This window comes from Actinomadura sp. NPDC000600 (assembly GCF_040492135.1).
In the GTDB taxonomy this organism is placed as follows: domain Bacteria; phylum Actinomycetota; class Actinomycetes; order Streptosporangiales; family Streptosporangiaceae; genus Spirillospora.
Genome location: NZ_JBEUPD010000020.1, coordinates 89,419 through 102,433 on the forward strand (window position 1 = coordinate 89,419; position 13,015 = coordinate 102,433).

Annotated in this window: 12 protein-coding genes; 7 read left to right on the forward strand and 5 right to left on the reverse strand. The window is 71.5% G+C overall.

Going from position 1 to position 13,015, the window contains the following annotated elements:
• Nucleotides 1-111: 111 nt before the first annotated feature.
• From ABWI07_RS27000 to ABWI07_RS27025, 6 genes are read left to right on the forward strand one after another with little or no spacing between them, the layout of a single operon-like run.
• Nucleotides 112-1,545, forward strand: coding sequence for a gamma-aminobutyraldehyde dehydrogenase (locus ABWI07_RS27000; protein WP_353820173.1), 1,434 nt, complete (start codon nt 112-114; stop codon nt 1,543-1,545).
• A gap of 37 nt (nt 1,546-1,582) precedes the next feature.
• The gene (locus tag ABWI07_RS27005) at nt 1,583-2,737 is read left to right on the forward strand and encodes an ABC transporter ATP-binding protein (protein WP_149257776.1); all 1,155 of its coding nucleotides are present in this window, start codon (nt 1,583-1,585) and stop codon (nt 2,735-2,737) included.
• The gene (locus tag ABWI07_RS27010) at nt 2,734-3,987 is read left to right on the forward strand and encodes a polyamine ABC transporter substrate-binding protein (RefSeq protein WP_353820175.1); all 1,254 of its coding nucleotides are present in this window, start codon (nt 2,734-2,736) and stop codon (nt 3,985-3,987) included. Before ABWI07_RS27005 ends, ABWI07_RS27010 begins: the two co-directional genes overlap by 4 nt.
• The gene (locus ABWI07_RS27015; protein WP_353820176.1) at nt 3,987-4,850 is read left to right on the forward strand and encodes an ABC transporter permease; all 864 of its coding nucleotides are present in this window, start codon (nt 3,987-3,989) and stop codon (nt 4,848-4,850) included. The genes ABWI07_RS27010 and ABWI07_RS27015 overlap by 1 nt, the downstream gene beginning before the upstream one ends.
• The gene (locus tag ABWI07_RS27020) at nt 4,847-5,692 is read left to right on the forward strand and encodes an ABC transporter permease (protein WP_149257774.1); all 846 of its coding nucleotides are present in this window, start codon (nt 4,847-4,849) and stop codon (nt 5,690-5,692) included. Before ABWI07_RS27015 ends, ABWI07_RS27020 begins: the two co-directional genes overlap by 4 nt.
• Nucleotides 5,693-5,694: 2 nt before the next feature.
• On the forward strand, nt 5,695-7,140 hold the full coding sequence (locus ABWI07_RS27025) for an NAD(P)/FAD-dependent oxidoreductase (protein WP_353820206.1): 1,446 nt from the start codon (nt 5,695-5,697) through the stop codon (nt 7,138-7,140).
• 13 nt (nt 7,141-7,153) lie between these two features.
• Here the strand turns inward: ABWI07_RS27025 and ABWI07_RS27030 are convergent, their stop codons facing one another.
• Nucleotides 7,154-7,672, reverse strand: coding sequence for a PH domain-containing protein (locus ABWI07_RS27030; protein WP_353820177.1), 519 nt, complete (start codon nt 7,670-7,672; stop codon nt 7,154-7,156).
• Between the two features lie 136 nt (nt 7,673-7,808).
• Here ABWI07_RS27030 and ABWI07_RS27035 point away from each other — a divergent pair, with 136 nt between their 5' ends.
• The gene (locus tag ABWI07_RS27035; protein WP_149257773.1) at nt 7,809-8,429 is read left to right on the forward strand and encodes a hypothetical protein; all 621 of its coding nucleotides are present in this window, start codon (nt 7,809-7,811) and stop codon (nt 8,427-8,429) included.
• Here ABWI07_RS27035 and ABWI07_RS27040 read toward each other — a convergent pair.
• From ABWI07_RS27040 to ABWI07_RS27055, 4 genes are all read right to left on the reverse strand, one after another.
• The gene (locus ABWI07_RS27040; RefSeq protein ID WP_353820178.1) at nt 8,390-9,589 is read right to left on the reverse strand and encodes a hypothetical protein; all 1,200 of its coding nucleotides are present in this window, start codon (nt 9,587-9,589) and stop codon (nt 8,390-8,392) included. The genes ABWI07_RS27035 and ABWI07_RS27040 overlap by 40 nt on opposite strands.
• A gap of 174 nt (nt 9,590-9,763) precedes the next feature.
• Complete coding sequence (locus ABWI07_RS27045; protein WP_500202340.1) at nt 9,764-10,609, reverse strand: transporter substrate-binding domain-containing protein; 846 nt, start codon at nt 10,607-10,609, stop codon at nt 9,764-9,766.
• Complete coding sequence (locus tag ABWI07_RS27050) at nt 10,606-12,114, reverse strand: GlnX family signal transduction membrane protein (protein WP_235036601.1); 1,509 nt, start codon at nt 12,112-12,114, stop codon at nt 10,606-10,608. The genes ABWI07_RS27045 and ABWI07_RS27050 overlap by 4 nt, the downstream gene beginning before the upstream one ends.
• Nucleotides 12,111-13,013 carry an FHA domain-containing protein gene (locus ABWI07_RS27055; RefSeq protein WP_353820180.1) on the reverse strand — a complete coding sequence of 301 codons (903 nt, stop codon included), beginning with the start codon at nt 13,011-13,013 and terminating at the stop codon, nt 12,111-12,113. Before ABWI07_RS27055 ends, ABWI07_RS27050 begins: the two co-directional genes overlap by 4 nt.
• Between the last annotated feature and the right edge of the window lie 2 nt (nt 13,014-13,015).

The following is a 13,015-nucleotide window of genomic DNA, read 5'->3' on the forward strand; positions in this document are numbered from 1 at the left end:
CAGTCGTGAAACTGGATCGTAACAACGGAATCACTTGTGTTGGGCTGAATCCTCTGTCAGGGTCGGGCCAACAGGACACAACGGGCGAAGATGCCCAGGAGGGACCTGAGGATGAGCGGCGAGCGGCTGCGCAACTTTATCGGCGGAGAGTACGTCGACGCCAAGGACGGGCGGACGCTGGAGGTGGTCGACCCCAGCACCGGCGAGACGTACGCGGAGGCGCCAGTGTCCGGCGCCGAGGACGTCGACGCCGCGTTCCGCGCGGCGGCCGACGCGTTCCCCGCCTGGCGCGACGCCACGCCGGGCGAGCGGAGCCTCGCGATGCTCCGCTTCGCGGACGCGGTCGAGAAGCGGGCGGAGGAGCTCGTCAGGACGGAGAGCCGGGACACCGGCAAGCCGCTCCAGATGACCCTCGAGGAGGAGGTGCCGCCGATGGTGGACAACCTCCGGTTCTTCGCCGGCGCGTCCCGGGTGCTGGAGGGCAAGGCGTCCGCAGAGTACATGGCGGACCACACCTCCTCGATCCGTCGGGAGCCGATCGGGGTGTGCGCCCAGGTGACGCCCTGGAACTACCCGATGATGATGGCGGTCTGGAAGATCGGGCCCGCGCTGGCGACGGGCAACACCGTCGTGCTCAAGCCGTCCGAGACCACCCCCGCGAGCACGCTGATGCTGGCGGAGATCGCGGCCGAGTTCCTGCCCCCGGGCGTCTTCAACGTCGTCTGCGGCGACCGCGAGACCGGGCGTTCGCTGGTGGAGCACCCGACGCCGCAGATGGTGTCCATCACAGGGAGCGTGCGGGCCGGCATGGAGGTCGCCGCGTCGGCCGCCAAGGACCTCAAACGGGTGCACCTGGAGCTCGGCGGCAAGGCGCCGGTGATCGTCTTCGACGACGCCGACGTCGAGGCGGCGGCGACGGGCATCGCCGAGGCGGGGTACTTCAACGCCGGCCAGGACTGCACGGCCGCCACCCGCGTACTGGTCGCCGACCGGCTGCACGGGGAGTTCACCGAGGCGCTCACCGAGGCCGCCAAGGGGACGGCCGTCGGACCTCCCAGCGACGCCGACGCCTTCTACGGGCCGGTGAACAACGCGAACCAGCTGGAGCGCGTCCAGGGCTTCATCGAGCGGGCGCCGAGCCACGCGAAGGTCCTCACCGGCGGTGAGCGCGTGGGGGACCGCGGCTACTTCTTCGCGCCGACCGTCGTCGGCGGCCTCCGCCAGGACGACGAGATGGTGCAGAACGAGGTGTTCGGTCCGGTCATCACCGTCCAGAGCTTCTCGGACGAGGCGCAGGCGATCGAGTGGGCCAACGGCGTCCAGTACGGGCTGGCGGCCAGCGTGTGGACGCAGAACCACGGCCGCGCCATGCGGATGACCAAGGCACTGGACTTCGGGGCCGTGTGGGTCAACACCCACATCCCGCTGGTCTCGGAGATGCCGCACGGCGGCTTCAAGCATTCCGGCTACGGCAAGGACATGTCGATGTACGGAATCGAGGACTACACCCGCGTCAAGCACGTCATGCACTACATCGGCGGCTGAGCGCCGCCGACCGGAGCCCGTGAAGGAAGTCCCGCCCATGACCGAGACCCGACCCGTCGCGGCGCCGCGCGACGATCCGGCCAGCGCCGTCCCCGCCATCGAGCTCGAGGGCGTCCAGAAGTCGTACCACGCCTACGGCGAGACCGTGGCGGCCGTCCGCGGCGTCGACCTGACGATCGCGGAGGGGGAGTTCTTCTCCCTGCTCGGCCCGTCCGGATGCGGCAAGACGACGACCATGCGCATGATCGCCGGCTTCGAGGAGCCGTCGGCGGGCCGGGTCCGGTTGCACGGGCAGGACGTCACGGACGTGCCGGCCAACCGGCGCGACGTGAACATGGTGTTCCAGTCGTACGCGCTCTTCCCGCACATGAGCGTCTTCGAGAACGTCGCGTTCGGCCTGCGCCGGCGCGGCGTTCCGAAGGCGGAGATCACGCGGCGGGTGGGCGGGATGCTGGAGATCGTCGACCTGACGGGCCGGGAGAAGCGCCGTCCCGCCGAGTTGTCCGGCGGCCAGCAGCAGCGGGTCGCGCTGGCCCGGGCGCTGGTGAACGAGCCCCGGGCCCTCCTGCTGGACGAGCCGCTCGGCGCCCTCGACCTGAAGCTGCGCCAGGCCATGCAGGTCGAGCTGAAGCGGATCCAGCGGGGGGTCGGCGTGACGTTCGTGTACGTGACGCACGACCAGGGCGAGGCGCTGACGATGTCGGACCGCGTCGCCGTCATGAACGACGGGGTGATCGAGCAGCTCGGCACGCCGCGGGAGATCTACGAGCATCCCGCGACGCGCTTCGTGGCCGGCTTCATCGGGACGTCCAACCTGCTGGAGGGGGAGGTCACCGGCACCGAACCGGGCAGCGCGGTGCTCTCCCACGGCCCGGACGGGCGGATCGAGGTCCCGATGCGGCACGGCCGCGAGGCCGCCGAGGGGGACCGGGTGGAGCTGACGGTCCGCCCCGAGAAGATCTGCATCGGGCTGGACAAGCCCGGTGACGGGCTGTGCGCGGTCCGGGGGACCGTGACCGAGGTCGTGTACCTCGGGACGTCGACGAACTACAACATCACCACCTCGGCCGGCGCCGACGTCGTGGTGTTCCTCCAGAACGCCACGTCCGCCGAAGACGTCGCCGTGCGCGGCGACAGCGTCTGGCTGTCGTGGGACCCGTGCCACTCGTACGCCATAGGAGCCCCACAGTGAGCCAGTTCGACCCCGCCTTCCTGCGCGGACTCACCAGGCCGCGTCTGGCGCGTTCCAGCGCGGGCGGCCCCGCCCGCCGCGACGTCCTCAGGCTGATGGGCGCGGCCGGCGCCGGGCTCGCCCTGTCGGCGTGCGGGGTGAAGGGCCAGGGCGGCAAGGAGAAGGTCAGCCAGAGCGACGTCGAGAAGTACTGGGCGGGCAAGACCAAGAACGGCACGCTCAACTGGGCGAACTGGCCGGGCTACATGCAGGACGACCGGGAGACCATCAAGGCGTTCGAGAAGGAGACGGGCGTCAAGGTGACCTACAAGGAGGTCATCCAGGAGATGGGCCCCTGGTTCGGCAAGATCCAGGCGCCGCTGGCCGCCGGCCAGTCCATCGGCTTCGACCTGATGGTGATGACGAACGGGATCCAGCTGGAGCAGTGCCGCCAGCTCGGCTACCTGGCGCCGCTCGACCTGTCGAAGCTGCCGAACTTCCAGGCGAACGCCGGGCCGTCGTTCAAGAACCCCTCCTACGACCCCGGCAACGCCTTCACGATCCCGTACGAGTCGGGCGTCACCGGGATCGCGTACAACACCAAGTACGTGAAGGAGGAGATCACCAGCATCGCCCAGCTGTTCGACCCGAAGTACAAGGGCAAGGTCGGCATGATGGGCGACTCGCAGGAGCTCGGGAACTTCGGGATGTTCCTGCTCGGCATCGACCCCGAGAAGTCGACGAAGGCGGACTGGGAGAAGGCCGCCGCCAAGCTGCGGGAGCAGCGCGACAAGGGCATCGTCCGCAAGTACTACAGCCAGGACTACGTCGACGCCGTCAGCAAGGGCGACGTGTGGATGACCATGGCGTGGTCCGGCGACGTGTACAGCCTGACCAGCCCCGACGTGAAGTTCGTGGTGCCCGAGGAGGGCGGCACGATCTGGACCGACAACCTGTGCATCCCGAAGACCGCCGAGAACCCGGTGGACGCGCTGATGCTGATGAACTGGCTGTACGTCCCGGAGAACAACGCGCCGCTGACCGAGTTCATCAACTACATGCCGCCGATCCCGGCCACCCAGAAGCTCATCGCGCAGAAGGCGGAGCAGGCCGGCGGCTCTGACAAGAAGGACCTGATCCGGCTCAGCACCAGCCCCCTGATCTTCCCCTCGCAGGCCGACCTGGCCCGGCTGCGGCACTACCGGCGGCTCACGCAGGCCGAGGAGGCCGAGTACCAGAAGATCTTCGAGCCGATCTCCAAGGGCTCGTGATGGGCGGGGTGCGGGGGCGGCTCGCGCCGTACCTCATGATCCTGCCGGGCGGGCTGTGGCTGGCGGCGTTCTTCCTCGTCCCGCTCTTGCTGATGGTCTCCCTGTCGCTGCAGACCGGGAACCTCATCGACGGCTTCCAGCAGACGCTGCACTGGCAGAACTACACCGACGGGCTGAGCACCTACGGCGACAAGTTCGTCCGGTCGCTCTGGTACGGGCTGCTCGCGACGATCGCGTGCATCGTGCTCGCCTACCCGGCCGCGTACTGGATCGCGTTCCGGGGCGGGCGCGCCAAGTCGACGTACCTGTTCATGCTGCTGCTCCCGTACTTCGTCTCGTTCATCCTGCGAACGGTCTCGTGGAAGCTCGTCCTCACCGACAACGGGCCGATCCTCGGGCCGCTGCGCGACCACGGCGTCCTGCCGCAGGGCTTCCACATCCTCGACACCGGCGCCGCGGTGGTGTCCGGGCTCGCGTACAACTTCCTGCCGTTCATGGCCCTGCCGATCTACGTGGCGCTCGAACGCGTCGACCCGCGCGTGGTGGAGGCGGCCTACGACCTGTACGCGAGCCGCACGCAGGCGTTCCTGCGGGTCATCCTGCCGCTGTCGCTGCCCGGCGTGTTCGCCGGCGTGATCATGACGTTCGTGCCGGTGTCGTCGGACTACGTCAACGCCGAGGTGCTCGGCGGCCCGCAGAACACCATGATCGGCAACGTCATCCAGACCGAGTACTTCAACAACAGCGCCTACCCGATGGCGTCCGCACTGTCGTTCGCGCTGATGGCGATCCTGCTCGTCGGCATCTTCGCCTACGCGCGCACGCTCGGCACGCAGGACGTCCTGGAGGCGGCCGGCCGATGACGACGCATACCGAGGCCCCGGTGACCCTCACCAAGCAGCCCCCGCGGCCGCGCCGCGCACCCCTCAGGCGCCGGATCTCCGTCCTGCACCTCTACACCCTCGCGCTGATCGCGTGGCTGATCCTGCCCATCGCGATCATGATCCTGTTCGGGTTCAACGACACCCGCAGCAAGCAGAACTTCCAGTGGCAGGGCTTCACGCTCAAGTGGTACGCCCACCTGTTCGACAAGAGCGACCTCACCGCGGCGGTCGTCAACTCGCTGACGATCGCGGTGTTCAGCACGCTGATCACGACGGTCATCGGGACGTTCGCGGGCCTCGCGCTCGGACGGTACCGGTTCCGCGGCAAGGGCTCGACGAACCTGGTGCTGTTCATGGCGATCTCCTGCCCGGAGATCGTGATGGGCGCGTCGCTGCTGTCGATGTTCGTCACGTTCAACCTGCCGCGCGGCTACCTGACGATCCTCCTCGCGCACGTGATGTTCTCGATCGCCTTCGTGGCCGTGACGGTCCGCGCCCGCGTCGTCGGGCTCGACCCCTCGGTGGAGGAGGCCGCGCAGGACCTCGGGGCCGGCCCGTGGACGCGGTTCCGCCTGGTCACCCTGCCGATGATCATGCCGGGCGTGCTGGCGGGCGCGCTGCTGGCGTTCGTGCTGTCCATCGACGACTTCGTCATCACGAACTTCACCAGCGGCGCCACCGTGACGTTCCCGCTGTGGATCTACGGCTCCACCAGGACCGGCACCCCGCCGCAGGTCAACGTGATGGGGACGATCATCTTCGCGGTCGGCGTGGTGATCGCGGTGGTGTCGGCGCGGCGCAGCTACCGCGCGCGGACGTGAACGTGAACGTGGCCCAGTCGCTCGCCGACGCCGCGCCGGAGCCCTTCTGGCTCCAGGACCCGGCCCGTCCCGCCGCGGGCCCCGCCCTGACCGGTGCGCTGACATGCGACCTCGCCGTCGTCGGCGGCGGGTACAGCGGCCTGTGGACGGCGCTGCTCGCCAAGGAGCGCGACCCGTCCCTGGACGTGGTCGTGCTGGAGGCCGGCCGCATCGGCACCGCCGCGTCCGGACGCAACGGCGGGTTCTGCGCCGCGAGCCTCACCCACGGTCTGGAGAACGGCCTCGGACGCTGGCCGGACGACGTCCACACCCTCGAACGCCTCGGCTGGGACAACCTGCGCGCCATCGGTGAGACCCTCACCCGCTACGGCATCGACGCCGAATGGGAGCCCACCGGGGAGATGAGCGTCGCCACCGAGGAGTGGCAGGTCCCGCTGCTCCAGGAGGCGGCGGAGAAGGCCTACGAGCACGGCTGGGAACCGATCCTGCTCGGACCGGAGGCGGTCCGCGCCGAGGTCGACTCGCCCACCTACCTCGCGGGCCTGTGGGACCGCGACGCCGTCGCCATGGTGCACCCGGCCAAGCTCGCCTGGGGCCTGGCGGACGCCTGCCGCTCCCTCGGCGTCCGCGTCTTCGAGAACACCCGCGTCACGGCCATGCGTTCCGACGCCCGCGGGCTCCGGCTCACGGCCGCCGCGCCCCCGCGGCGGAACGGCGGCGAGCCCGGTCCGCTCGGGACGGTCACCGCCCGGAAGGTCGCCCTGGGAACCGGCGCCTTCCCGCCGGTCCTGCGGCGCCTGCGCCACTACGTCGTCCCCGTGTACGACTACGCGCTCGTCACCGAGCCGCTCTCCGCCGCCCAGCGCGAGGCCATCGGCTGGCGGCACCGGCAAGGGCTCGGCGACAGCGCCAACCAGTTCCACTACTACCGGCTCACCGCCGACGACCGGATCCTGTGGGGCGGCTACGACGCCGTCTACCACTTCGGCAACGGCTTCCACCCCGGCCTGGAACGGCGCCCCTCCACGTACACGACGCTGGCCCGGCACTTCTTCGCCACGTTCCCGCAGCTGGAGGGCATCCGCTTCAGCAACGCCTGGGGCGGCGTCATCGACACGTGCAGCCGCTTCTGCGCCTTCTTCGGGACGGCCTACGACGGCAGGCTCGCGTACGCGGCGGGCTACACCGGCCTCGGTGTCGGCGCCACCCGCTTCGGCGCCGACACCATGCTCGACCTGCTGAGCGTCGGCCTCGCACCCGGCGAGGAGACCGAGCGGACGCGGCTGGAGATGGTGCGCACCAAGCCCGTCCCGTTCCCGCCCGAACCGCTGCGCTACGGCGTCATCGAACTGACCCGGCGCGAGATCGCCCGCGCCGACCGCAACGCCGGACGCCGCGGCCTCTGGCTCCGCACCCTCGACCGCATGGGCCTCGGCTTCGACTCCTGACCCCGAAGGGGGATCAGTCCGGCGACTCGTCGACGGAGCCGAAGATGACGGACGAGACCTCCAGGTACAGCTGCTCCGGGTACGGCATGAAGCCGACGTTGCGGAGCGCCTGCTTCTGGCCCGCGGACTCCATCACGAACTCGCCGTAGCCGAGGATCCGCCCTGTCACCGAGCGGTTCAGCGCGATGTCGGTGACCTTGGCGAGCGGCATCATCGCGACGTTGCGGTTGAGCACGCCGTTGACGACCATCACCCGGTGCTCGGTGACGAGGAAGAAGTCCACCGACCAGGCGATCACCTTCCAGGCCAGGAAGCCGACGGCGATCAGCCACAGCCACCAGAGCCAGACCTGCCCGGTGACCGCGCTCGCCGCGCCGCACGCGATGAGCCCGAGCACGACGACCGACACCGGCAGCAGCAGGACGGCGGGGTGCCGCCGCACCGCGATGACACGGCCCTCGTAGGACATCAGATACTTGTCGACGGTCCGCGACGAGGTGTCGCGGTGCACCATCATGTCCTGCAGATTCACGGCGGCGTCCTCGTCATGATCCGGGTGGGTCAACCGTAGCCGACGCGGAACCGGCGGTGCAGGGGCCGCGCGGTAAGGGCTCCGCCCCCGTGCGGGGCCTTGTCGGAGGCGGATCCGTTCGCCGATCATGGTTCTCATGGACGGTGACGCCGCGAAGCCGCAGGGGGCCGGCGGCCCGCGCGGCGAGTTCGCTCCCGACGTGACCGGACGTCCCATCTGGCGGCTGCTGCTGCGGGGCCTCGGGGTGTACCTGCCCGGCTGGGAGATGCCCGCGGGCGCGCTGCGCGTCCGCGAGGGGGCGCCGGCGCCCGGGTTCGGCCCGCCCGCCTACCTGAACGGCGACGCCGGCTTCGGCGTGCACGTCCCGGACCGCCGCCGCGGCCTCGAACCGGACCGCGAGATCTACGTGCGCGGCCGGGAGGACCCGAGCTTCGGCATCGTCGTGGCGGGCCCGTCGGCGGCGATCGGCAGCCGCGTCGTGGACGCCGCCGTGCTGATGCGGTTCGCGCGGCGGCTGACGTTCGAGGAGCTCTTCGACACCGGTGACGCCGACTCCGTGCCGTACGCGGTGCGCGGTGCGCGGGCGGTGGAGAACGCGGTGTTCCTCGACCGCGCCGCCGGGATCGGCCTGTGCGTCGAGGCCGACCCGTGGACCGGCGCCCTGACGTGCCCTCTCTACGTGCGCATCGGCGGCCCTTCGGAGCGTTCCGTGCGGGCCTACGGCGCAGTGGCCCAGCCGGTGAGGTCCCACAGCTGATGGGACGGCAGCCGCCGCAGCCGGACGCTCGCGGCGGCCGGGTCCCAGAACACCTCGTCGCTCTCCAGCTCCAGTGACTGCGCGGCCGTCAGCACCGCGCACAGCAGCTCGTCCCGCGTCCGGACGGCCATGAGCGGGCCGATCTGCGCGACGGCGCCCGAGCACTCCGCCAGCGTCCGCAGGAGCGCCTTGAGCGCCGCCTCGTCCTCGGGGGCGCGGACCGGCTCCACACCCGGCGGGACGCCCGGCTCGACCCTGGCGAGCCCGCGCTTGGCCTCGCCGCCCGACAGCCCGCCGTTGGGGCGCGCCCCGGCGCCCGCCGAGATCAGCAGCGCGCTGAACACGCCCGCGAGGTCCTCGCTGGCGTGGCCGCCGAGGAAGTAGCGGCGGCGCTCCGGGGAGCCGGACGCCGAGCCGTTCGCGTCCTCGGCGGTGCGGAACCGGACGTCCAGCCGGCTGGCGCGCACGCAACGCTCGTAGATGTCGCAGAGGATGTCCTCCAGCTGCTCGTCGCGCGTCCACAGCCGCCCCGTGGCGGTGACGGCGCCGCCGTGGGCGCGGGGGCGCCCGGTGAGCGCCGCCGTGACGGTGTCGTCGAGCTCGCCCTCGGTGAACTGCAGCAGCTCGGCGACGACGTCCTCGACGTCCTCCAGGGTGCGGGTGAGGGCGCGCTGCAGCTCCAGGATCTCCTCGCCGCCGCGTTCGAGCTCCGCGAGCCGGCCGAGCGCCGCGTCGACCCTGCCGTCGGCGGTCTCGCCGCCCGCGCGGGTGACGGACCGCACCGACGTCTCGACCTCGCCGAGCTTGCGGCGCAGCGCGGCGAGGGTGATGCGCTGCTGCTCCAGCTCGTGCAGCCTGCCCGCCTGGGTCCGCAGGTAGTCGTCCGCCTGGTGGACGAGCCCGGCCAGCTCCTCCACCTGCCCGGTGTTCTGCCGGAGCCGGTTGTCGAGCGCGGGCAGCACGTCCTGCTTGACCCGCGACAGCTCCGCGGTGAGCTGCTCGCCGACGGTGACCAGGACGTTGTTCTGCTTGGTGACCTGGTCGTTCAGCTCGTCGATCCGGCGGGTGAAGGCGTTGGCCTGGTCCCGGCTCTGCTTGCCCGCGTACAGTTCGAGCGCCCCCACCACGACGCACATCACCACCAGGATGACCGTCGTCATTGCACTCCTCGGGCGTGACGCTGATTACCGGAACGGGTTTTGATCGCGACCATAACTTACGATCACGTGGGCCGACCAAAACTTACGTAACCGACTGATCTCAGTGACCGGCCGGCCTCACCGGTCCGTCCCGTGCCATTCCGTGACACTTCCCATGCGCTCGGTGACGAATTCTCAGACGCAGCCCTCGAATTGCGGGACGGTGGTGGTGACTTTCAGCCCGGCGGGGCGGAACCATTTGTCCAGCAGGCGTGGGGCGGTGCCGTCCTGGTACATCCCCGTGATCGCCTTGTTGACCGCCTCGCAGCCGTTGACGTCGCCCTTCCTGATGCCGACGCCGTACGGCTCGTCGGTGAACGGGGCGTTGACGATCGTGAGCCCGCCGCCGCTCCCGGACGCCTTCGCCGCGAGGCCCGCGAGGATCAGGTCGTCGGTCGAGACGGCGTCGAGCCGCCCCCCGGTGAGCTCGGTGAGGCACCCCGCGTACCCGCCCGCCTCGACCGGCAGCGCCGCGACGCCCTGCTCGTCGTGGACGCGCGGGAACGACACCGACCCGGGGACGCGGCACAGCCGCCGCCCTTTCAGGTCGTCGATGTTCCGGATGCGGCCGGCGTCGGAACGGCGGACGAGAATGTCCTGGTGGGCCACATAGTAGGGACCCGCGAACGACACCTGAACCTTGCGTTCGGGCGTGACGGAATAGCTGGCCACCACGAGGTCGACGTCGCCGTCCTGAAGCATTTTCTCGCGGGTCGCCGACGTGACCCGCTTGAACGTCACGTCGCCGGCGCGCACTTTCAGGCGCCGGGCGATCTCCTTGGCGATGTCGACGTCGAATCCGGTGAACGAGCCGTCGCCCTGGCGCTCGCCGAGCCCCGGCTGGTCGCCGTTCACGCCGATGACGAGCGCCTTCTTGCCGGCGACGGAGTCCTCCCGGGCGTCCGCGATCGCGCAGGCCGTCCCCGCGCCGAGGACGGCCGCGGCCGCGAGCGCCGCCGCCGCGAGGCGCCGCGCCCTCACTTCGACCACCGGTACTCGGCCAGGCGGGGGCGCACGCCGATGAGCACGAGCGCCGCGATGACGACGCCGGCGGCGGGCAGGACGGCGTACCAGCCGCTCGTCCCGCCGTCCCCGTCCTTCACGGCCTCGTCGAACGCCCTCTGGTGGATGGCGACCAGCGCCTGGAGGGAACGGTCGTACCGGGTGAAGTCGGCGGCGGCCGCACCGCGGGCGGCGACCGCCTGGTCGCGCTGCCCCCCGTCCGCGAGGTCGCGCATCCGGCGGTCGTTCGCCTGGACCTTCTGGTAGTCGGCGAGCACCTTGTTCATGCCGTCCGCGAGCCGCGCCTTCTGCGCGGCCGACCGCGCCGGCCGCCCGGCCTCGGCGCCCAGGAAGCCGAGGAACGGCACGCGTCCGGGCTCGAAGGACAGATCCTTCTGGACGGCCGCGTTGTACTGGGTCAGGTTCCCGGCCTTCAGGTACAGGACGGTCTGCGACTTGCTCAGGTACACCTGCTCGTAGGCGTCGGCCCGTCCGGGGTCGAGCAGGAACCGGGTCTCGTCGGCGTTCGCGCTGTTGCTGATGGCGCGGGTCCGCGAGAGCCCCAGGATCGAGTCGAAGCCCTCCTCCTTGGCCTGGCGCAGATGGTCCGCCTGGCCGGTGAGCATCAGGGAGCCCGCCGCGACAAGGACGAGCGTTCCGAGCGTCGCCAGCGCGAGCGGAACGTTCAGCAGCCGGCGGAAGCGCCGGGCCAGGTAGAGCTGGAATCCGGCGAGGACGGCCACGAGCGCCAGGCCCGTGGCGAGGATGCCGGTGCGGCCGGCGAGGACCGCCGACCGCTTGTCCTCGTAGGTGTGCCGGACGAGGGTGCCGTTGTCGAGCGTCAGGTTGTACGCCTTCGGCAGCAGGTCCAGCTTCATCAGGTCGGTCGCCTGCCGGTAGAGGTCGACGACCTTCTGCGCCGGAGGCCCGGACGCGTGGGGGCTCTGCCGGTCCAGCAGCAGGGCCTGCCCGGCGAGGCGCTCGTAGCGGGCCAGCGCGTCCAGCAGGTCGCGGGCCGTGTTGTTCTCGGTCGTCTCGTCGGCGAGCTTGGCGGCCTTCAGCAGCGCGTCGCCGGCCCTGCGCCGGTTCTGGTCGTAGCGGGCGAGCGCCTGCTCGCGCCCGCCGCCCGCCGCGTCGCCGATCAGCAGCGCGTTCGCGAGCTGCGCGTCCATGTCGCTGAGCTGGAAGTACAGGTCACCGGTGGCGACGACCTGCGGGCCCGCGTCGTGCCCGATGACCCGCACCCCCTCGCGGGCGTCGCCGATCGCCGCCCAGGCGACGCCGAGCAGCGCCACCAGCAGTACCAGCGACAGCACGGTCAGCGCCCGGACGCGGGCCGCGACGGTGCGGGGCAGCAGCCGCGCGACACCGGTCGGCGCGGCGGCCGGGCGGAGGTCCCCGCCGCCTCCGCCCCGGGCCGGGGGCGGCGCGTGCGCGGCGGGGCTCGGCGGGCCCGCCGGCGGGGACTGCTGGACGGCCGTCATGTCGCCTCGCCTCGGGTGAGCGTGATCGTGGTCCAGGCGCCCACGTGGATCCGGTCGCCGTCGGTGAGCGGGACCTCCACGTTGTAGGGGATGGGGGCGGTGGAGCCGTTCACGCAGGTGCGGTTGGTGGAGCCGGGGTCGACCAGCGTCCAGGTGCCGTCGGGCTTCGCCAACAGCACCGCGTGCACGTGGGAGACGCCGGGGTCCTCGGGGGGCTCGCGCAGGTCGATCTCGGGCGGAGAGGGTTGCGAGGAGCTGCGCCGCCCGATGCGGACCTGGCCCCCGGTGAGCGGGATGCGCCGCTCGGGCGCGTACGGCGGGAACGACAGCGACGCCGAGTCGGGCCCCTCTTCGGCGATGACCGTGTTGTAGTACTCGCGGTCGGCGCGGACGACCGCCGTCCACACCGCCCCGGGGGCGGACGGCTCCGGGACGGGATGCGTCGGAACCGGCGGCGCGGGGACCGGCGGAGCCGGGACCGGGGGAGCGGGCACGGGCGGCGCCGGCACGGGCGGCGCCGGAATGGGAGGCGCGGGCGGGCGCCGCGGGTCGGACGGCCCGCGCTGCGCCGCGTGGGGTCCGGACGCGACGGACGCAGGGGACCCGGACGGGACGGACTCAGGGGACATGGCCTCATACGGCGCGGTCTGCGCCGGTGAGGGGGCGGGCTCCGACGCCGGGGTGGGCTTGCCGCCCCCGATGGCGAAGTCATAGCCGCACGCCTCGCAGAAGCGGTCGGTGCTCGGGGTCCCGCAGTCGGGGCACGGAGTCCCGCCCGGCGACGGCTGCGGGGCGGACGCGCCCGCGGCGGCGCCGGAGGGGGCGCCGCCGATGCGCTCGCCGCAGACGTCGCAGTAGTCCTGCGACTGCGAGGTGTGTCCGCTGGGGCAGCTCGCCATGC